The 17,826-nt window shown below is 62.5% G+C and carries 18 protein-coding genes; 7 read left to right on the top strand and 11 right to left on the bottom strand.

The window, feature by feature from the left end; translation table 11 throughout:
• Nucleotides 1-37 precede the first annotated feature (37 nt).
• Nucleotides 38-1,387: an LLM class flavin-dependent oxidoreductase gene (locus ACIROY_RS17955; protein ID WP_402275194.1), complete on the top strand. Its 1,350-nt coding sequence runs from the start codon at nucleotides 38-40 to the stop codon at nucleotides 1,385-1,387.
• A 12-nt stretch (nucleotides 1,388-1,399) separates the two neighbouring features.
• Here ACIROY_RS17955 and ACIROY_RS17950 read toward each other — a convergent pair whose 3' ends face one another.
• From ACIROY_RS17950 to ACIROY_RS17930, 5 genes are all read right to left on the bottom strand, one after another.
• Nucleotides 1,400-2,056, bottom strand: coding sequence for a methionine ABC transporter permease (locus ACIROY_RS17950; protein WP_402342896.1), 657 nt, complete (start codon nucleotides 2,054-2,056; stop codon nucleotides 1,400-1,402).
• The gene (locus tag ACIROY_RS17945) at nucleotides 2,037-3,134 is read right to left on the bottom strand and encodes a methionine ABC transporter ATP-binding protein (protein WP_402343613.1); all 1,098 of its coding nucleotides are present in this window, start codon (nucleotides 3,132-3,134) and stop codon (nucleotides 2,037-2,039) included. The genes ACIROY_RS17950 and ACIROY_RS17945 overlap by 20 nt, the downstream gene beginning before the upstream one ends.
• A gap of 89 nt (nucleotides 3,135-3,223) precedes the next feature.
• Nucleotides 3,224-3,982 carry a MetQ/NlpA family ABC transporter substrate-binding protein gene (locus tag ACIROY_RS17940; RefSeq protein ID WP_402275946.1) on the bottom strand — a complete coding sequence of 253 codons (759 nt, stop codon included), beginning with the start codon at nucleotides 3,980-3,982 and terminating at the stop codon, nucleotides 3,224-3,226.
• Nucleotides 3,983-4,099: 117 nt separating this feature from the next.
• A complete protein-coding gene (locus tag ACIROY_RS17935) occupies nucleotides 4,100-4,930 on the bottom strand; it encodes a MetQ/NlpA family ABC transporter substrate-binding protein (RefSeq protein ID WP_402342893.1) in 831 nt (276 codons plus the stop codon).
• Nucleotides 4,923-6,140 (bottom strand): acyl-CoA dehydrogenase family protein, encoded by a 1,218-nt coding sequence (locus ACIROY_RS17930; protein WP_402275189.1) that lies wholly within the window; start codon nucleotides 6,138-6,140, stop codon nucleotides 4,923-4,925. The genes ACIROY_RS17935 and ACIROY_RS17930 overlap by 8 nt, the downstream gene beginning before the upstream one ends.
• A gap of 416 nt (nucleotides 6,141-6,556) precedes the next feature.
• On the opposite strand from ACIROY_RS17930, the gene ACIROY_RS17925 reads away from it, so the two are divergent.
• The 3 genes from ACIROY_RS17925 (at nucleotide 6,557) to ACIROY_RS17915 (ending at nucleotide 8,110) form a co-directional block, all read left to right on the top strand.
• Nucleotides 6,557-6,817, top strand: a complete 261-nt coding sequence (locus ACIROY_RS17925; protein WP_402342890.1) for a hypothetical protein — start codon at nucleotides 6,557-6,559, stop codon at nucleotides 6,815-6,817.
• A 98-nt stretch (nucleotides 6,818-6,915) separates the two neighbouring features.
• The gene (locus tag ACIROY_RS17920; protein WP_402342888.1) at nucleotides 6,916-7,194 is read left to right on the top strand and encodes a DUF4148 domain-containing protein; all 279 of its coding nucleotides are present in this window, start codon (nucleotides 6,916-6,918) and stop codon (nucleotides 7,192-7,194) included.
• Between the two features lie 136 nt (nucleotides 7,195-7,330).
• Nucleotides 7,331-8,110, top strand: coding sequence for a pirin family protein (locus ACIROY_RS17915; RefSeq protein WP_402342885.1), 780 nt, complete (start codon nucleotides 7,331-7,333; stop codon nucleotides 8,108-8,110).
• Here ACIROY_RS17915 and ACIROY_RS17910 read toward each other — a convergent pair.
• Entirely contained in the window at nucleotides 8,104-9,012 is a 909-nt protein-coding gene (locus ACIROY_RS17910) for a LysR family transcriptional regulator (protein ID WP_402275180.1), read from the bottom strand. The two genes, ACIROY_RS17915 and ACIROY_RS17910, sit on opposite strands and share 7 nt — an antisense overlap.
• A 268-nt stretch (nucleotides 9,013-9,280) precedes the next feature.
• Here ACIROY_RS17910 and ACIROY_RS17905 point away from each other — a divergent pair, with 268 nt between their 5' ends.
• The 3 genes from ACIROY_RS17905 (at nucleotide 9,281) to ACIROY_RS17895 (ending at nucleotide 12,518) form a co-directional block, all read left to right on the top strand.
• The gene (locus ACIROY_RS17905; protein ID WP_402275178.1) at nucleotides 9,281-10,018 is read left to right on the top strand and encodes a hypothetical protein; all 738 of its coding nucleotides are present in this window, start codon (nucleotides 9,281-9,283) and stop codon (nucleotides 10,016-10,018) included.
• 21 nt (nucleotides 10,019-10,039) lie between these two features.
• A complete protein-coding gene (locus ACIROY_RS17900) occupies nucleotides 10,040-12,157 on the top strand; it encodes a TonB-dependent receptor (protein ID WP_402342882.1) in 2,118 nt (705 codons plus the stop codon).
• An 85-nt stretch (nucleotides 12,158-12,242) separates the two neighbouring features.
• Nucleotides 12,243-12,518, top strand: a complete 276-nt coding sequence (locus tag ACIROY_RS17895) for a YkgJ family cysteine cluster protein (RefSeq protein WP_402275943.1) — start codon at nucleotides 12,243-12,245, stop codon at nucleotides 12,516-12,518.
• Nucleotides 12,519-12,537: 19 nt separating this feature from the next.
• On the opposite strand, the gene ACIROY_RS17890 is transcribed toward ACIROY_RS17895, so the two are convergent.
• The 5 genes from ACIROY_RS17890 to ACIROY_RS17870 form a co-directional block, all read right to left on the bottom strand.
• Nucleotides 12,538-13,614, bottom strand: coding sequence for an ABC transporter substrate-binding protein (locus ACIROY_RS17890; RefSeq protein WP_402275173.1), 1,077 nt, complete (start codon nucleotides 13,612-13,614; stop codon nucleotides 12,538-12,540).
• A gap of 72 nt (nucleotides 13,615-13,686) precedes the next feature.
• Entirely contained in the window at nucleotides 13,687-14,460 is a 774-nt protein-coding gene (locus ACIROY_RS17885) for an enoyl-CoA hydratase/isomerase family protein (RefSeq protein WP_402275170.1), read from the bottom strand.
• A 92-nt stretch (nucleotides 14,461-14,552) separates the two neighbouring features.
• Nucleotides 14,553-15,890 (bottom strand): phenylacetate--CoA ligase family protein, encoded by a 1,338-nt coding sequence (locus ACIROY_RS17880; protein WP_402342879.1) that lies wholly within the window; start codon nucleotides 15,888-15,890, stop codon nucleotides 14,553-14,555.
• A gap of 2 nt (nucleotides 15,891-15,892) precedes the next feature.
• Nucleotides 15,893-16,555 carry a TetR/AcrR family transcriptional regulator gene (locus ACIROY_RS17875; protein WP_402275164.1) on the bottom strand — a complete coding sequence of 221 codons (663 nt, stop codon included), beginning with the start codon at nucleotides 16,553-16,555 and terminating at the stop codon, nucleotides 15,893-15,895.
• A complete protein-coding gene (locus ACIROY_RS17870) occupies nucleotides 16,555-17,724 on the bottom strand; it encodes an acyl-CoA dehydrogenase family protein (RefSeq protein WP_402275162.1) in 1,170 nt (389 codons plus the stop codon). The genes ACIROY_RS17875 and ACIROY_RS17870 overlap by 1 nt, the downstream gene beginning before the upstream one ends.
• Nucleotides 17,725-17,826 lie beyond the last annotated feature (102 nt).

The raw sequence follows: 17,826 nt of genomic DNA, 5'->3' as shown, positions 1-17,826 counted from the left end.
CGCATCCGATCTGCCCTGACCCCACCGGAGTTTACTCATGAGCGACACGTCCGTGCGCCCGCGCCAGCTGCATCTCAACATCAACGTCCTGCATTCCGGTTTCGTGCCCTCGGCCTGGCGCCTGCCCGACGCCGATCCCCATGCCTTCATCGACGTTGGTCATTACATCCGCGTGGCGCAGATCGCCGAAGCGGCGAAGTTCGATGCCGTCTTCCTGGCCGACAACGCCTCCATCATCGAGCAGATCGACTTCCGGCCCATTACCGCGCTGGAACCGACCGTGCTGCTGGCCAGCGTCGCCGCAGCGACCACCCACATCGGCGTCATCGGCACGGCCTCGACCAGCTACAACGAGCCGTACAACATCGCGCGCCGCTTCGCCACGCTGGACCACGTCAGCAAGGGCCGCGCCGGCTGGAACGTGGTCACCACCGCCGATCTCGGCTCGGCGCGCAACTTCGGCCGTGACGCCGTGCCGAACCACGCTGAGCGCTATGCGCGCGCGGCCGAGTTCACTGATGTGGTCAAGGCCTTGTGGGACAGCTGGGAAGACGACGCGGTCATCGGCGACAAGGTCGGCGGCCGCTTCATCGACACCGCCAAGGTGCAGCCGATCGCGCATCGCGGCACGCACTTTTCCGTACACGGTCCGCTCAACCTGCCGCGCACGCCGCAAGGCCATCCGGTGCTGGTGCAGGCGGGTGGTTCCGCCGACGGCCGCGATCTCGCGGCGCGCCATGCCGAGGCAGTGTTCTCGGCGTCGCAGTCGTTCGAGGAATCGCTGGCTTACGGACGCGAGCTCAATGCGCGCGCAGCCGCCTACGGACGCGGTCCGCATGCGGTCAAGATCCTGGCCGGACTGACCACCATCATCGGCGCCACCGAGGCCGATGCGATCCGCCGGCGCGACGAGCTGATCGACATGATCCCGTGGAGTTACAACATCAATCGTCTGGCCGGCATCCTCGGCGTAGCGCCGGAACGCATCAAACTCGATGAGCGTCTGCCCGACGACATTGCCTTGCCCAATAACGGCAACGGCAATCACACCTTCTTTAACGCCACGCTGGCTCAGGCGCGGCAGCACGGCTATACCGCGCGACAACTCGTCTATGCATTGGCGGGCGGCGGCGGTCACCGTGTCGTGGTCGGCACGCCGGAGCAGATTGCCGACGACATCGAGTACTGGTTCAAGGGCGGCGCGGCCGACGGCTTCAACCTGATGCCGGATGCGCTGCCGAGCGGTCTGCAGGACTTTACTGACGGCGTCGTGCCTATCCTGCAGAAACGCGGCATCTTCCGTCGCGACTATGAAGGCACGACCTTGCGTGAACATCTGGGACTGGCGCGTCCGGGCGGACGCAACAGCATCGCCGACGCTGCCTGATCAGCTGCTTGATCAATGGCGGTGGTCGAAGCGGCGTGACACCCGCTCGCCCACCAGCTGGATGACGGATACCAGCGCAATCAAAATCACGATGACTTCAAACATCACCCGCGTTTCATAGCGCTCGTAGCCGTAACGAATCGCCAGGTCGCCCAGTCCGCCGGCGCCGACTGCGCCGGCCATAGCGGAGGCGTTGATCATCGCGATCACGCTGACCGTCATGCCGCCGACGATGCCAGGCAAGGATTCCGGCAACAGCACGTGGCGGATGATATGGCGGCGCCGGCAACCCATGGCGCGCGCCGCTTCGACCAGTCCGGGATCGACGTCGTTGAGGCTGACCTGCGCAATGCGCGCATAAAACGGAATCAGGTTGACCGTCAGCGGCACCACTGCGGCCCAGGTGCCAAGTGTGGTGCCGACCAGGAAGCGCGTCACCGGCAACAGCGCCACCAGCATGATGATGAACGGCACCGCACGGAAGATGTTGACCGTCACCGACAAGCCGCGATGCAGGCGCGGCTTCGGATACAGGCTGCTTTTGGCGGTCACCGTCAGCACGATCGCCAGCAGCAGGCCCAGGCCGATGGCGATCAGCGCCGAGGCGCTCACCATCAACAGGGTTTCAAAAAACGCCTGGAAATATTTGTTAAGCGGTGGCAGGGACATAGCCGAGAACCTCAATGAAATCGGCGCCGTGCTTTTGTCCAAAGTTCTGCCCGAATACGCCGTTGGTTTTTATTGATTGCCACGATGCGATCGGCAACGACACCAGCAAGCTTCCCTGTGCATGGCCGCGGATGCGATCGAGACCGCCGTGGATCAGCGTGGCGTCGGGACCAAGCAAAGCCAGTTGTTGCAGGCTGACGCCCTGCGGCTGCGCCGCGCCGTTGAAGCGCAGGCTGAGCAGCGCATTGCCGGGGCGGCCGTCGAGGTCGTCGACTAATTGCGCCGCCAGGTCGGCCGGCAAGCCGTGCTGCAGCGGACGCAGCAGCGCGCGCGTGGCGGGCGCCTGCGGGTCGCCGAACACGCGCCACACTTCACCCTGTTCAACCACCTGGCCATGGTCGAGCACCAGCACGCGGTCGCAGATTTCACGGATCACCGCCATGTCGTGCGTGATCAGCACCACGGTCAGATCCATCTTGCTGCTGATGTCGCGCAGCAAAGCCAGGATGGCTTGCGTCGACTCGGGGTCGAGCGCCGAGGTCGCCTCATCGCACAACAGGATTTCCGGATCGTGCACCAGCGCTCGCGCAATGCCGACGCGTTGTTTCTGGCCACCCGAGAGTTTGGCGGGATACACCTCGGCCTTGTCGCTCAGGCCGACCAGTTCAAGCAGGGCGTCGACGCGCCTGCGCACCACGTCGGGTTTGACGCCGGCCACGCGCAGCGGCAGGCCGACGTTGTCGCGCACGGTCTTGGCCGACAACAGATTGAAATGCTGGAAGATCATGCCGACGCGGCGGCGCAGGTGCACCAGCCCGTCCTCGTCGAGTCCGCCGACTTGCAGGCCGTCGATGGCGATGCCGCCGGCATCGGGCAGCTCCAGCGCATTGATGGTGCGCAGCAAGGTCGACTTGCCGGCGCCGCTGCGGCCGATGATGCCGAAGATCTCTCCGCGCGCGACCGTGAACGAGACCTCGCGCAGCGCGTGCACGATGCCGCTCGGCGCCGGATATTGTTTGGAAACCTTGGAAAAACTCAGATGCACGTCGCCGGCTGCTGTCGCAGCAGGTGACGGCAGCGGCGTCGCTGAAGCTACGGGCGCCGCCGTTGCCGTTGCCGGTGTCGGCTGTCCAGCCTCAGCGCCGGCGCCGATCAATGCCGCGATACTCAAAATACCGGCACCACCGAGCCGCCGTATTGCTTCTGGATGAACTGGCGCACTTCTTCCGATTGATAGGCCTTCACCAGCGGCGCTACCCACGCGGCGTTCTTGTCCTGCTCGCGCACCACGATGATGTTGACGTAGGGATTGTTTTCTCGCTTCTCGACGGCGATGCCGTCGCGCGTGGCGATCAGGCCGGCCTGATAGGCGAAGGTGTTGACGATGGCGGCCGTGTCGACGTCTTCGAGCGAACGCGCCAGCACCACCGAGGCGGCTTCGGTCAGGGTGATCTTCTTCTTGTACGCCGTGATGTCATTGATCGATACCGTCCCGGTGAACGGGTCGAAGCCGTCGCGCAGCGTGATCAGGCCGGCGTCGCGCAATACCACCAGTGCGCGCGTCTGGTTGCTCGGGTCGTTGGGGATGGCGACTTTGGCGCCGTCAGGCAGGTCCTTGATCGATTTGTACTTCTTCGAATAGAACGCGATTGGCGAGATGTAGGTGTTGCCGACCACGCTCAGCTTGTAGCCGCGTTGCTTGATCTGGTCGCGCAGGAAGGGAATGTGCTGGAACGAGTTGGCGTCGAGGTCGCCGTTGTTGAGCGCTTCGTTCGGGCTGGCTGCGCCCGAGATGACCACCGCTTCGACGTTCAGGCCGTTCTTCCTGGCGACCTTGGTGACGACTTCCCAGATCTGTTCGTCGGTGCCGCCGCGCACGCCGACGCGCAGGGTCTTGTCGGCGGCCTGGACTTGGGCGAGGCCCATGACGGAGATCAGTGCGGCGGCGACGATGGCGTGCACGCGGAATCGGTAAGACAGGTTCATGCTGGTTCCTCTGATGTTTTTATGAGCAGGGTAGTGATGCGGGAGAAGTGGTCACGCTTACTTGGTCTTGAAATAGTCGGGCAGGCGGAAGCCGTCGTAGAAGCGATCGGCGCGGATCGCGTTCTGGAAGGTGTCGGAGCGATAGGCCTCGACGATGTCGCGTGCATATTGATCGGTCTGCTTCGTTTTCTTGACCGCCAGCACGTTGATGTAGGCCGGCGTCATGTCTTCCAGGATGAAGGCTTCCGACAGCTTGAGCTTGGCGAAGATGGCGAAGTTGCCCTGGATCGCGGCGAAATCGGCATCGTCCAGTGCGCGCGGACCCTGGGCGTTTTCCAGCAGCACCAGTTTCAGGCCGGCCTTGTTCTCGACCACGTCGAGTTCGGTGACGTCGACCGGATTGGCGTTTTCCTTGATCCTGATCCAGCCCAGGCGCTGCAAGATCCACAGGGCGCGTTGCAGATTGACCGGATCGTTCGGCACGGCGACGGTGAAGCCCTTCCTGAGGCCGTCGAGGCTGCGGTGCTTTTTCGAATACAGCCCCATTGGCGGCGTCGGCACCTGCACGATGCCGACCAGGTCGGTCTTGTTGCGCTCGTTGTACGACTTCAGGAACACCGAGTGCTGCATCACGTTGGCGTCGATGTCGCCCTTGAAGACGGCGCTGTTGGCTTCCAGTCCGGTGCTGAATTCGTAGTACTTGATCTTGTAGCCTTTCTTCTCCAGCTCGGGCTGCACGCCGACCTTGAACTCGTCGATGTAAGGACCGGGCACGAAGCCCACGCGCAGCTCGGGCCTTTGCGGCGCTGCCGATGCCTGTGCGGCGAACAGTGCAATGCTGCCCAACGCGAGCGCAGCGAAGAGACGATAGAAAATATTCTTACGCATACGACACCCCGAAGCGTTCGTTGGGCGGATTGTCGTTGAGGTGGTAGTCGCCGATGGCGGCTTCGCGCTGCGTCGCCGGATTGTGCGAGGCCAGCGTGCGCGCATTGCGCCAGTGGCGATCGAGGCGGCGCTTGTCGCTGGTGGCCGAGGCGCCGCCGACTTCGAACAGCAGCGTGGCGGCTTCCAGCACCTGACCGATGACGACCTGCTGGGCCTGGAAGGTCTGCACGTCGAGCGCGATGTAGTCCTCCGGTTTGGCGGTGCCGGCCAGGCGCGCCTGATGGACGTTTTCGATGGCATTGGCGACGGCGTTGACCAGTTGTTCCACCGACCACGCCAGGCTGGCGAGGCGACCGACCACGCGATGCACCAGCGGGTTTTCGCGCGGGCTCGATTGACCCGGCACGCCGAAGGTGCGCGTGCGTGCCTGGGTGAATGCCACCGCATCGCGTTGCACGGCGCGTGCGATGCCGGCCAGCGTGGCCAGGTGCACGGTCTGGTAGAACGCAGTGATGATGGTGTTGCGACGCGGTTGCGAGACGTGATAGCGATCGAGGATCTGCTGCTGCGTGATCAAGACCTTCTCGAAGCGCGTGGTGCCGCTGCCGGTCAGGCGCTGGCCGAAGCCGTCCCAGTCGTCCACGCGCGTCACGCCGGGCGTGTTGCTGCGAATCAGCACGTTGAGATCGGACTCGTCGTCGTGCGCGCGCACCAGGATCCAGTCGGCGTACAGCGTGCCGGTTGAATAATATTTTTCGCCGTTCAGCAGGAAGTGATCGGGACGTTTGTCCGGATCCGGCGCAACAGTGACCGAGTTGCCGGTGGTGCCGGTGCGCTCCGAGGCGGCCGCGCCGAAGGTCTCGCCCTTGCCGATCACGCCGAGCCAGTGACGCGTGTCGTCGTCGTCCTTGCGCTCCAGCAGCAGTTCAGTAAAGCCGGCGTTCACGCGCAGGATCTGCGGCAGGTTCGATTCGGCTTCCGCCAGGCGGATCAGCAGGCTGAAGAACTGCGGCAGCGTGGCGCCGCTGCCGCCATGTTCGACCGGCACGCGCAGCGATGTGAAGCCGGCATCCTTGAGCCATTGCACGGCTTCGTACGGAAGCTCGCGGTCGTTTTCGCGGGCTATGCTGCCTTCCGCGATGCGCGCGAAGATGGGTTCGAAACGCGCCAGCAAGGCGTCGAACGACGGCGGATGTGATGCTTGGGTCATGGATTGCCTCGGTTATCTGCTTCGCGATGAAAGTGATGCGCACGGACTTGCAGCGAAGCAAGTCCGTACAGTCAAGCGCCGATTATCTGGCAGCAAAACTCGCTTGATAACGAAGATAAACAGATATCCATATGCCCTCCTGCAGAAGACTGGGGCTACTGCTCGGCGCGAGGGCGTTCCCCGTTCGGGGACGGAAGGCGGGAATTCAAGGGTGTTCATTGTTCTACTGATAGAACGATGAATCCGGATTTTGCCTCCTAGTGCACTTTCAACGCAAAACCTACACTTGAGTCCAAGCAGTCGCACTTGCACCTCACTACAGCAAACGCCGCTGCGCTTTACCGGAAGGCTTCGAACGCTTCGTTGCCACAAGCACAACGCTAACAACGCACACAATGCAAAGAAGGAGCATCACCATGAACACCACTACCGCACGCCTGGACCGCAGCGTCCTGCAACTCACCGCCACCGTCCTGCTGGTCGCCGTCGCCGGCACCTTCGCCGCCGGCAGCGCACTGGCCGCCAACGAACCGTCCGACACTGCGCAAGCGCAGCCGGTCAGCATCCAGCAAACCGCCAAGACGCCTTCCAAGTCCTCGATCAAGCGTCAGGAAATCCAGCAAAAATTGGCACGCCACGAGCCGCTGACTTACACCGAAACACTGTATCTGCGTTAATCGACGCCAGTCTTACGCAATCACGCAACACCACTATTTCCGTTGCCGGCTTTCATGAGAAGCCGTGCAACAAACACCCACCTCACCAAGGAACCATCATGAACATCAAGAAAATCGCCGGCGGCCTGCTTTTCCTTTCCATCGTCGGCAGCGCCATGGCCGAAGAAGCCTATCCGCCAGAAACACAATTCGTTTCGCACAAGACCCGCGCCGAAGTGATCGAAGAACTGAAGCAAGCGCGCGCCAACGGCGAGATCATCAACAACGATGCGTATCCGGTTGAAGTCCAGAACAAGTCGACCGTCTCGCGCCAGGCTGTTGTTGAAGAACTGAAGCAAGCCCGTCAACATGGCGGTACAGACTTCAACGGCGCCTGATCGCTGAACAATTGTTGAGCAATCAACAATCGTTGAGCAATTTTCCAACGTTGACAAGACCGGTCGAACCCCGCCTTCCGGTCTTGCCGGCGGATCATCGGAAACGCCGGTTCGCAGTTCGGGACCGGCGCTTATCATGAAAAAAATCCTCGGTATCTACAGCAGTTCCAGGCAGCATCGCATCGGCGACGGCTTGCTCGCGCATACCCTGTTTTCAAAGCGCATGCTGGGACAGCACGTCAGTCCTTTCCTGTTGCTCGACCATGTCGGATCGGCGGACAGCATTGCGCCGGATGCCTGCGCGCGCCAGCTGTATCGCGGCTGCAAAGTGTTGACGATGGTGCAGCAAGGTCGCCTGGAATATGTCGACGCCGATGGCAAGAAGCAGGTCCTCAGCGCCGGCGACGTGCAATACCGCAGCGTGATCGCTGAACAGGACGCGGGAATTTATCGTCCGGCAGCGAATCGCAGCGGCAAGCGTGAAGCATCCCCGCAAGTGCTGCAGTTGTGGATAGATGCGCCGACGCAGGCATCGTTGTCGTGCACCGGCAAGACTGTCGCCGCCGACAAAATCCCTTCCATCGCCTTACCCGACGGCGCCGGCAGCATCCGCGTGATCGCAGGCGATTGCCTGAAACGACGTGGCGCGATGCCGACGACGTCGGCCTTCGATGTATGGGAGTTGCAACTGAATGCCCGTTCCACGAGCGAATTCAAGACCGTCGAGGGGCGCACGCTATTGCTGGCAATCCTGAGCGGTTCTGTGCTGATCAATGGCGATCATGCAGCGCTGGGCGGCGAAGTCGTCATGCTGGATCGCCCCGGCAGCGGCTTGTTCCTGGAAACCCGCGCGGACACCGTGGCGCTGCTGTTAAGCGGCGACCCGCTGGACATCGGCAGCGCGGTGCTTCAGTAGTCTTCGAGCTCGTCGAAGCGTTTGGCGAGGAAGTCGATCAGCTGGCGCACCGACGGCAACAGGAAACGCCGTGACGAATACACGGCGTGGATGATGCCGGATTTCGGTGACCACTCGGGCAAGACCTTCACCAGCGCACCGCTGCGCAATTCATCAATCACCACCATGGTCGGCAGATAGACGATGCCGGCGCCGGCCACGGCGGCGCGTTTGAGCGCAGTGGCGTCGTCGGTCATCAGGCGCGGCGTGTGGCGGATCGATGCAGATTCGCCGTCGGCGTTTTCCAGATGCCAGACATGCTGTTCCACCGGGATGGCCAGACTCATGCTGGGAAAACGATGCAGGTCGGCCGGCACTTCGGGGACGCGGCATTTTTCCAGCAGGGCCGGGCTGGCCGCAAGGCACCAGTGACGCACGCCAAAAATCTTCAACACCAGATCGCTGTCCTGCAGCGGCGGCAGCAATACGCGCAACGCGACGTCGATACCCTCGTTGACGACGTCGACGCGCCGGTTGGTCGACTCCACCTGCAAGGTCACGCGCGGATGTTCGATCAGGAAGTCGGCCAGCATCACTCCCACACGACCGTGCAGCAGCGCCACCGGACAGGTCAGCCGCACCGTGCCTTGCGGTTCGGCGCGATTGCGTTCGACGGCTTCCTGCGCTGCTTCGGCTTCCACCAGCATCGCCTTGCAGTGCTCGTAATAGCTTTGGCCGATTTCGGTTACCGACAGGCTGCGCGTGGAACGCTGGATCAGGCGCGCGCCGAGGCGTTCTTCCAGTTGCGCGATGCGCCGGCTCAGTTTCGACTTGGGAATGCCCAGCGCGCGACCGGCAGCGGCGAAGCCGCGGTGGTCCACCACCTGCGCGAAGTAATAGAGGTCGTTCAGATCTTGCGTCATGCACCTTCCCTTGTTGATCGTGATGCGATCTTTGATGTTGTCTGATGGATTATGCCGCAGCGACGCGGACAGCGTGTACGGGGTGGTATCAGGACGAGGTTGAAGCGATGCCGGGGACATTTCATCGCTAATTGCAACACTGTTGCAAATGTATCGCGATGCGGGCACAATGCAACACTGTTGCAAAATGAGTGCGGTTTGTTTTCGCCGGCCGGATGCCGGAGCGAGCTACGCACGACCTTCCATCCGCTTCCTTCTTCACGACAATATGAAAAAAATCACTTCAGCCGCACTGATCTGCGCGGCCTTGTCCCTGTTCGCCTCGGTGCCTGCGCAGGCGCACTATCTCTGGTCCGAAAACACATCCAAAGGCAATCTGATCTACTTCGGCGGCGTCGACGAAAACGTGCGCGAAGCCTCCCCGGGTCGGCTCGACGAATTCGCCAACTTGACCCTCAGCGTGCAGCAGCACAAGAAAGACGATGTCGTCACGACGTCCCGCACGGCAAGGAAGACGCACGACGGTTTCGTCAGCACGCCGGCGCTTTCCAGCGACGACAGCCTGATCGGACAGGACGTCTCTGTGCCGGTCAAGGACCTGAGCGCCTACAAGCTCGGCATTCTCAAACTCAATTTCTATGTCCGTCACGTACAGATCGATCGCGTCTTTCCGGCCGCGCTGAATCTGGATGCGGTTCCTACCGGCGTCGCCAATCAATTGAGATTCAGTTTCAGGGGCGCGCCGCTGGCGAAGTTCAAGGCCAAGCTGATCGCGCCGAACGGCTGGATTACCGATCTGCGCACCGACGCCGCAGGTCTGGCAACCATCGCGACGCCATGGCGCGGCAACTACGTGATCGAGGCGACCTACTTCGAAGACGTCAGCGGCGATTTCGAGGGCAAACACTTCGAGCGCATCCGCCATCGCCTCGGCCTGACCGTGGTGCAAGCGAAAGGTCCGAAGACCTTCACGCCCGATTACGCCGCACACGATCACGACCACTAAAAACAAGCCAGGGGAAGGACCATGAACAATAAAATCCGGCAGGCCGCAGGTCGCCTGCGCGGCAAGACGCTGCCATCGAAAAAATATACGTCACGCTATTCACTGGGTTTGCTTGCAGCAAGCTTCAGTATCGCCGTCTCTGCCCAGCAAACCAACGAATCCAGCCTGCCGGAAATTTCCGTGAGCGCCGGCAAGAGCGACAGCAGAAATGTCGTCAAATCCGCCGTCAGCAACGAGAACAGTGGATTGCCGACCAGCGTCACCGTAATCGATCGCGCCGAGATCGACCGCACCAATGTCGGCCGCGATATCTCCGACCTGTTGCGGCGCGTGCCCGGCGTCATGGCGCATACGCTGGACCAGGGCGACATCGGCAACTCGATCAAGATGCGCGGATTCTTCAGCTCGTCACACGGCGCCGACACGGCCGTCTACATCGATGGTGTACCGCAGAACCTGCCGTCCTCGGCGATCAACCACGGCATGAATGACATGTCCTGGCTCACCCCGGAAATGATAGACAGCATCGACGTCATCAAGGGACCGTTCTCGGCGCTTTACGGTGATCAGAACCGCTCCGGCGCCGTCAGCATCACCACGCGCAACGTCGCCGAAAACAGCATAGCCATCAGCGTCGGCAGTCAGGGATCGAAACGTCTCAACGCCGTGATATCGGGCAAGTCGGGACCGATCCAGTCGCTGGTCGTGGCTGATCTGTACAAGATCGGCGGCTTCCGCGCCAACAGCGACGGTGAGCGCGGCAGTCTGTTCATCAAGGAGTCGATGATCCAGGGCGACAGCCTGTGGGCAGTGCGCGCCGCTTATCAAAAGTCCGACTGGAACGCCGCCGGCTTCCTCAACGTCAATGACCTGCGCAGCGGCAAGGTCAGCGATACACAACGCGATCCAAGCTCGCCGCCGCTGTGGGGCGACGCCCGGCGCGGCAGCCTGGTGCTGTCGCGCGCGCCGGCCAGCGGCGCTGAAGGCCTGCGCGTCTCGGCCTATGTGGAAGACTACGAGCGCCGCCGCGCCACCGGCGCCAACGCCACGGCCCTGAACGTGGCTGCGGACGATCGCCGCATCATGGGCGCGCGCGGCGTCTACGACATGCTGTTCGGCGACAAGGCTGCGCTGGCGTTCGGTGCGGATGTGCGTCGCGACGTCGGCACCGCGCTCAACCAGAATTGGCCGAACAGCTTGCCGGGAACGAACTACAGCCTGGACCAGGATCTCGATCTGGTGACGTATGGCGTGTTCGCCCAGGGCCAGTACAAGCTGCTTGAGAGTCTGAAACTGCTGGCCGGCCTGCGACTGGATTCCTTCGACTACGACATCAGCAACCGCAAGTTGCCGGCGGCGTCCCTGAGCTACAAGCAGTCCGTGGCGACGCCCAAATTCGGCGTGGTGTGGACGCCCGTCAGCAGCATCGATCTGTTTGCCAATCGCGGCAGCGGCTTCCGTTCGCCGGCGCAGAGCGAGCTGAGTCCGAGCGGCACGCTGGGGCCGTTGGGCGCGAATGGCGGATCGTCATTTCCCGATCTGAAACCGTCCAAGGTCACGTCCTATGACTTCGGCTTCAACTTGCGCGCGACGTCGAGGTGGCATATGTCCGCGGCCAGCTATCACACCGTCAACGACAATGAAATCGCGCAGATCGCGCCGAACGTCTTCGGTCCGGTTGGCAACACCACGCGCGATGGCTGGGAGGTGGAGAGCAGCTTCGACTTCACGTCCGACTTCAGCATCTACGGCAGCTTCGGCCGCATCATCCGCGCCCACATCAACAGTGCGGCGCCGGGCACCGCCAGCGACTTGTCGGTGCCGCGCGATACCTACAAGGCCGGCGCAGCGTATGCAACGCCGTTTGCGGCGGGCAAGCTGCTGTTCAATGCAGATGCCTACTTCATCTCGGGCGTGCCGTATTTCTCGGGGACGCCGCTGGTGAAGAGCTATTCGCGGCCGTACTCGCGCTACGACCTGCGCGGCACGTACTCGGTCGGCAAGGTCGATTGGACCGCCAGCCTGGTCTTGCAGCCGCATCAGTACAGCAGCGAAGTTGCGGTGGGCAGCACGGCGGGGTTGCTGATCGACCCGGTCGCCAGGACGCAAGTGAATCTGGCGATGCGTTATCGTTTTTAAGCGGAGCGAACGCGGGGCGGGAGAGGCATTTGCAATCGGCGGTACAATGCCGACCTTCTCTTATTTCCCGCTCCGTCCCATTGCGATGAACTGCCGCCCCAACTGCGGCGCATGCTGTACCGCGCCTTCCATCTCCAGCCCGATTCCCGGCATGCCCGACGGCAAGCCGGCGGGCGTGCCTTGCGTGCAATTGATGGAGGATTTGCGTTGTGCGATTTTCGGCAAGCCGGAACGGCCTGCGTGTTGCTCGGGGTTGCAGGCGTCGGCGGAGATGTGCGGCGATGGCCGCGAGACGGCGATGCAGTGGCTGGGGACGCTGGAGCGGCTGACCGCGCCCGACCGGAACAGGGTTCCGGCCTGACACGCGTCTCTGTCGAGGCTTATTGCGGCAGCGCCTTGGCCGCCGCTACCACTTTGGCGGTGTCGAAGTTGTTGATCGCCGGGATGAACTGGTTGGTGTAAAGGTCTTCCAGTTTCGGGCTGGTCTGGATGACGTTGTTGGCCTTCATGAACGCGACCATGTTGGCCACCGCGCTGATCGGGATTTCACCCCACTTGACGCCCGGTTCCAGTTTCAGGAATTCGCCACGTGTCTGGATGATGTGCAGGCCCTGCTTGATGGCCGTGGCGTCGTCGAGACTGGACGGCTTGGTCAGCGGGAATACCTTCCAGTGCACTTTCAGCGATCCCTGCGGATTGGCCAGCGCCGTCACGGAACCCATGGCCACGCAGCGCAGGACTTTCTCGATGGTTTGCGGACGCTTGGCGATCATGTCGTCGCGCACGAAGTAGGAGCCGCCGAAGTTGAGCTTCTCGGCGAACGGCGAGGAGAAGCGGCGCAGCTTCAGGCCCATGTTTTCCGCCGTGGCGATCTGTGAATCCCAGGTGCCCCAGATGTCGACCCGGCCTTTCGACAGCGCCGTCACGGCTTGCGCGCCGGAGCCGGTTTCCACAAACGTCACGTCCTTGTCCGGGTTGATGCCGGCTTCGGTCAGCATGCCTTTGAAGATCTGTACCATTTGCGAGCCGTACGACAGCACGCCGATGGTTTTGCCCTTGAAGTCGGTGATGGTCTTGACCGGCGAGGAGTCGAGCACCACCGGGAACTGGAAGTTGTGGCGCATGTTCAGGTACACCGCCTTCAACGGCGCACCCTTGGTGCGCGCGATGATGGCGGCCGCCGGACCCATGTTGACCATGTCGGCCTGGCCGGTCAGTACCGCCTGCATGGCGGTGGTGGAATTGGTCGGCTGCAGCGTGACGTCGAGGCCGGCGTTTTCCCAGCACTTGGTGTAAATCGGCAGCGAGGTATTGTTGACCTGCGAGGCGTCGAGCACGTCGGTGCCGATGGCGATGGTGACTTTTTCACGGGCCTGCGCATTGACCGCTGCGGGAATGCTCATCAGGGCGCCGGCAATGGCGCCGGTGCAGGTAAGGGCGGCAACTGTTCGTTTCATGACGTTTCCTCTCGGTGAAGTCCAGCATGCTATCCATCTCTGCGGATACCCGCAGGTACGTATTCAACCTCATCAGCGGCCCTGGAAATGCGGCCGTCTTTTTTCCAGGAAGGCATGACGCCCTTCCGTGAAATCTGCACTCGAAAACAATTGCAACTGGCCGTCCAGTTCCAGCCCCATTACTGTGTCGAGCGAGCCCGGCAGACGCGCCAGTGCCGCCTTGGTGAGACCGACTGCGAGCGGCGGGGCGGCGGCGAACTGCGTGGCCAGGTCGAGTGCGGTCTGCTGCAATTCGTCGCTGCGCACCAACTGATCGGCGAGGCCGAGGCGCAGGGCTTCTTCGCCGTCGACCACGGCGCTGGTGTAGAGCAGGCGGCGTACCTGGCCGGCGCTGACGCGTTGCGGCAGCGACCACAGCAGGCCCATGTCGGCCATCAGTCCGACGTTGGAGTACGCCGTGCAGAAACGCGCGCGTTCGCTGCACAGCACGTAGTCGCAGGCCAGCGCCAGGCCCATGCCGGCGCCGAAGGCGGTGCCGTCGACGGCGGCGATCAGCGGTTTGGGCATGTCGGTGATGGTGCGCAGCAGGCGGTGCGCCAGCGTCATGCGTTTGCGGCTGGCCAATGTGTCGCCCGCGGGCAGGCTGGACAGATCGCCGCCGGCGCAGAAGCTGCGATCGCTGCCGGCCAGGATGATGGCGCGGCAATCGACGTCGCCGGCCAGGCGCTCCAGGGTTTCGGTGAGAGCCTCGCGCATTTCCGGCGCCAGCGCGTTGCGGCGCTCGGGCTGGTTCATGGTGACGCAGGCGACCGCGTCGCTGCGTTCCACGGTGACGATGCTTTGCATGTCCGCTCCTCCCTGGCGTCAGGATGGCCCACGCCGATGGTGTTTTTTGCTGCTGTTTTGTTACCGCGTCAGTTGATCTCTTTGTTTTTTTGTTATTCCCTGACGACGCGTTTTGCCTTGTGCGTACTGCGTGCGAGCGTGCCCTGAGGCAGCACTTCGACAAGCGCGCCGACTTGCAGGCGCTGCTTGATTTCCTGTGTCAGTCGCGCCGCCAGTTCTGTTGCGTTGGCCGACGCATCGATCTGTTCCACGCGTACATGGATGGACTTCATGAAGCCGGCGGCATCATGTACCGAGGCATTGATAACGAGCTGGTATTCGTCGCCGAGGCCGGGCGTGGCGCGCACCAGTTCTTCCACCGCCGAGGGGAAAACGTTGACGCCGCGCACCACCAGCATGTCGTCGGCGCGGCCGCGTACGCCGCCGACCAGGCGCGCATGGGTGCGGCCGCAGCTGCAGGGCGTGGAGTCGCGCACCACGATATCGCCGGTCCACCAGCGCACCAGCGGGCCAGCCTGCTTGTCGAGATGGGTCAGCACCAGCACGCCGGGGGTGCCGTCGGCAACGGCGGCGCCGGTTTCGGCATCGACGACTTCGGCGTAGGCGAAGTCTTCGGCCAGGTGCGGCCCGGCTTGCGCGGTGCAGTCGCCGGCGATGGGCTGGAATTCAAGGCAACCGTAGGCGTCGTAGGCGCGTGCGCCCCACAATGCTTCGATGCGGCGGCGCGTGGCCGGAATGCTGGCGCCGGGTTCGCCGCCCATCATGATGCTGCGCACGGTCGAGGCAAACGGGTCGCGGCCGCGCTTGCGCACTTCTTCGGCGAGATGGGTGATGAACGATGGTGTGCCGCACAGCACCGTGCTGCCGTAGGTGAATAAGGTATTGATCTGGCGTTCGGTATCCTGGCTGCCAGCCGGGATCACCATGGCGCCGGCGCGTTGGTAACCGGCCGTGGCGCCGAGGCCGCCGACGAACCAGGTGTAGCTGAACATGCATTGCACGATGTCGCCGGGGCCGATGCCTTGGGCGCGCGCATGACGCGCATACAGGCCGGCCCAGCGGTCGAGGTCGTGCTCGCTCCAGAACTGCGGTGACGGCGCCGACGTCGTGCCGGAAGAAAAATGCATGCGCCGCACCTCGTCCTGAGGCACGGTCATGAATTTGCCGAACGGCGCCTGCGCGCTCATCGTGTTGATGTAATCAGGCTTGGTGGTAAACGGAAGTTTGCTCAGGTCGGCCAGCGAGCACAGCTCGCCGACGTTCCAGTCCAGTTGCCGGAACAGCGGCGCATAGTATGCGCTGTCCCTGGCAAGCCGCGCCAGTTGTACGCGCAACTGCGCCAGCTGGAATGCTTCCAGCGTGGCGCGATCCCAGCTTTCGGCGGGATCGAGATGCGCGGGCGCGACGGCGATCGGCGCACCGGAGCGCATGGTTATTGCTCCGCGCCGAGGCCGCGAATCGCGAAAGTGGAGATGGAGTTGGCGACCGCCAGCTTTTCGTCTTCGGTCTGGTCGACGCGCGGACGGAACCAGATGGTGGTCCAGTTCAATGCGCCGAAGAAGGCCTTCACGACGATCTGCAGATCCTGATCAGGCGCGTGGCCTTCGGCCATGACCTGGCGGATGGTGTCGCGGAACAGGTTCTCGTACTGATCGCGCAGCACCAGGATTTCCGACAGCACTTCGCGCTGGGCGGCGGTGGTTTCGCCGGCCAGATGCATCTCCAGACCTTGCACGGCGACGCGCTGGTAGGGCAGGTGGTCCATGATCACGGTGATGTGCGCCAGCGTCATTGCGCGCAGCTTGTCGATCGCCCGCGCGTGGGATTTCGACGCGGCTTCCTGCACGGCGGCCAGGTCCATTTCCATGCCGCGCTTGTGCACGTCGAAGAACAGGTCGGCTTTCTTGCGGTAGTGATGGTAGATCTTGCCCTTGGTGGCGCTGAGGATATCGGCGACATCGTCGATGCTGGTGGCGGCATAACCTTTTGTCATGAATGCCAGCGCGGCAGCGTCGAGAATCTCGCTGCGCGGGTCTGAATCGTCTCCGGCGAATTCATTGTTTGTCGATGTGGGACGTACTGTGTCGACCTTCATTATGCTTGCTCCTCATTATTGAACTCGGCATGAATCGCCCGTGCGAGCACCAGTCTCTGGATCTCCGAAGTACCTTCATAAATCTCGGTAGCGCGTTGATCACGATAAAGACGCTCCACGAGCGAAGGTTTCACGAAACCTTCGCCGCCAAATACCTGTACACCGATATCGACTGCATCGTGAGCAGCCTCGCTACAGAATAACTTCGCTTGAGCGCCGATAAGCGCGACATCCTGACCAGTATCAAAACTGCGGGCGGTTTCGTATGCAAGCATTCTACCTGCGGATAACCGAGTTGCGACATCTGCAAGTTTGAAACCTATGCCCTGATGATCAAGCAGACGCTGGCCGAAGGTGGTGCGAAGCGCCGCCCGGCGCGCTGCCGCGTCATATGCGGCGCGCGCAATACCGTTCGATTGTGCTGCTACAACAACGCGTCCGACGTTGAGTGCTTCGAGCGCCAGCCTGAGTGCTTTGCCCGGCGCAGCGATCATGCAGCCGGCGGCAACCCAGGTGTCGAGCACGACGGTGCTGTTGACGGTGCCGCGCATGCCCATCTTGTCTTCGCGTGCATCGTCGCGCACGCCCTCGGCATCGGCCGCCACCATGAAGGCAGCGATGCCACGCCGGCCTGCGCCCGGTTCCGTTTGCGCAAATACTACGTAGTACGCGCACTCCCCGCCGCCGCCGATCCAGCGCTTCTCGCCGCGCAGTCGCCAGCCGCCGTTCTCGGGTGTGGCGAGAGTTTGCATGTTGGAGGGATCGGAGCCAGCCTCACGCTCGCTGAGCGCGAACGAAATCGATTTGCGTTCGGCCACCATGGCGCGGATATAGGTGTCTTTTTGTCCATTGGTGCCGGCGCGCAGCAGCGGCATGGCACCGAGCTGGAGGGTTGCGACAATGCCGCTGGTGGACGCGCATGCTTGCGCCAGTTCTTCGATTACAGCGCAGAACGCGGTGAGTGAAGCGCCGCCGCCGCCGTAATCTTTGGGGATGAACATCGAGGCGATGCCGCTCTCATGAAGGGCTTCGACATTTTCGTGGGGATAGCGCTGATCGCGGTCGATGCCGGCGGCACGCGGCGCCAGCTGATCGTGGGCGAGGCGGCGCGCGATGTCGCGCCACTTGCTTGCGTCAGGGTCGAGGGAAGGATCCCAAATAATCGCCATCGTCTCTCCATTGCGCCGAAGGCCGGCGGGCAGTCTGTTGTAGAGCGGCTTTCTTATATTGACTTCATCTTAATATACTAAGTAGTATGAATAGAGTCAAAT

This window comes from Herbaspirillum sp. NPDC101396, assembly GCF_044767365.1.
GTDB lineage: Bacteria > Pseudomonadota > Gammaproteobacteria > Burkholderiales > Burkholderiaceae_D > Herbaspirillum.
This window is presented reverse-complemented; position numbering and strand designations above follow the sequence as displayed.

Excerpts from the sequence above, each read along its gene's own strand:
- ACIROY_RS17940 (WP_402275946.1), bottom strand. The coding sequence starts at position 3,982 with ATGGGCCTCGCCCAAGTCCAGGCCGCCGACAAGACCCTGCGCGTCGGC.
- ACIROY_RS17875 (WP_402275164.1), bottom strand. The coding sequence starts at position 16,555 with ATGAAGGTCGACACAGTACGTCCCACATCGACAAACAATGAATTCGCC.
- ACIROY_RS17870 (WP_402275162.1), bottom strand. The coding sequence starts at position 17,724 with ATGGCGATTATTTGGGATCCTTCCCTCGACCCTGACGCAAGCAAGTGG.
- ACIROY_RS17885 (WP_402275170.1), bottom strand. The coding sequence starts at position 14,460 with ATGCAAAGCATCGTCACCGTGGAACGCAGCGACGCGGTCGCCTGCGTC.
- ACIROY_RS17900 (WP_402342882.1), top strand. The coding sequence starts at position 10,040 with ATGAACAATAAAATCCGGCAGGCCGCAGGTCGCCTGCGCGGCAAGACG.
- ACIROY_RS17925 (WP_402342890.1), top strand. The coding sequence starts at position 6,557 with ATGAACACCACTACCGCACGCCTGGACCGCAGCGTCCTGCAACTCACC.
- ACIROY_RS17905 (WP_402275178.1), top strand. The coding sequence starts at position 9,281 with ATGAAAAAAATCACTTCAGCCGCACTGATCTGCGCGGCCTTGTCCCTG.
- ACIROY_RS17955 (WP_402275194.1), top strand. The coding sequence starts at position 38 with ATGAGCGACACGTCCGTGCGCCCGCGCCAGCTGCATCTCAACATCAAC.
- ACIROY_RS17930 (WP_402275189.1), bottom strand. The coding sequence starts at position 6,140 with ATGACCCAAGCATCACATCCGCCGTCGTTCGACGCCTTGCTGGCGCGT.
- ACIROY_RS17890 (WP_402275173.1), bottom strand. The coding sequence starts at position 13,614 with ATGAAACGAACAGTTGCCGCCCTTACCTGCACCGGCGCCATTGCCGGC.
- ACIROY_RS17910 (WP_402275180.1), bottom strand. The coding sequence starts at position 9,012 with ATGACGCAAGATCTGAACGACCTCTATTACTTCGCGCAGGTGGTGGAC.
- ACIROY_RS17915 (WP_402342885.1), top strand. The coding sequence starts at position 7,331 with ATGAAAAAAATCCTCGGTATCTACAGCAGTTCCAGGCAGCATCGCATC.
- ACIROY_RS17895 (WP_402275943.1), top strand. The coding sequence starts at position 12,243 with ATGAACTGCCGCCCCAACTGCGGCGCATGCTGTACCGCGCCTTCCATC.
- ACIROY_RS17880 (WP_402342879.1), bottom strand. The coding sequence starts at position 15,890 with ATGCGCTCCGGTGCGCCGATCGCCGTCGCGCCCGCGCATCTCGATCCC.
- ACIROY_RS17950 (WP_402342896.1), bottom strand. The coding sequence starts at position 2,056 with ATGTCCCTGCCACCGCTTAACAAATATTTCCAGGCGTTTTTTGAAACC.
- ACIROY_RS17920 (WP_402342888.1), top strand. The coding sequence starts at position 6,916 with ATGAACATCAAGAAAATCGCCGGCGGCCTGCTTTTCCTTTCCATCGTC.
- ACIROY_RS17935 (WP_402342893.1), bottom strand. The coding sequence starts at position 4,930 with ATGCGTAAGAATATTTTCTATCGTCTCTTCGCTGCGCTCGCGTTGGGC.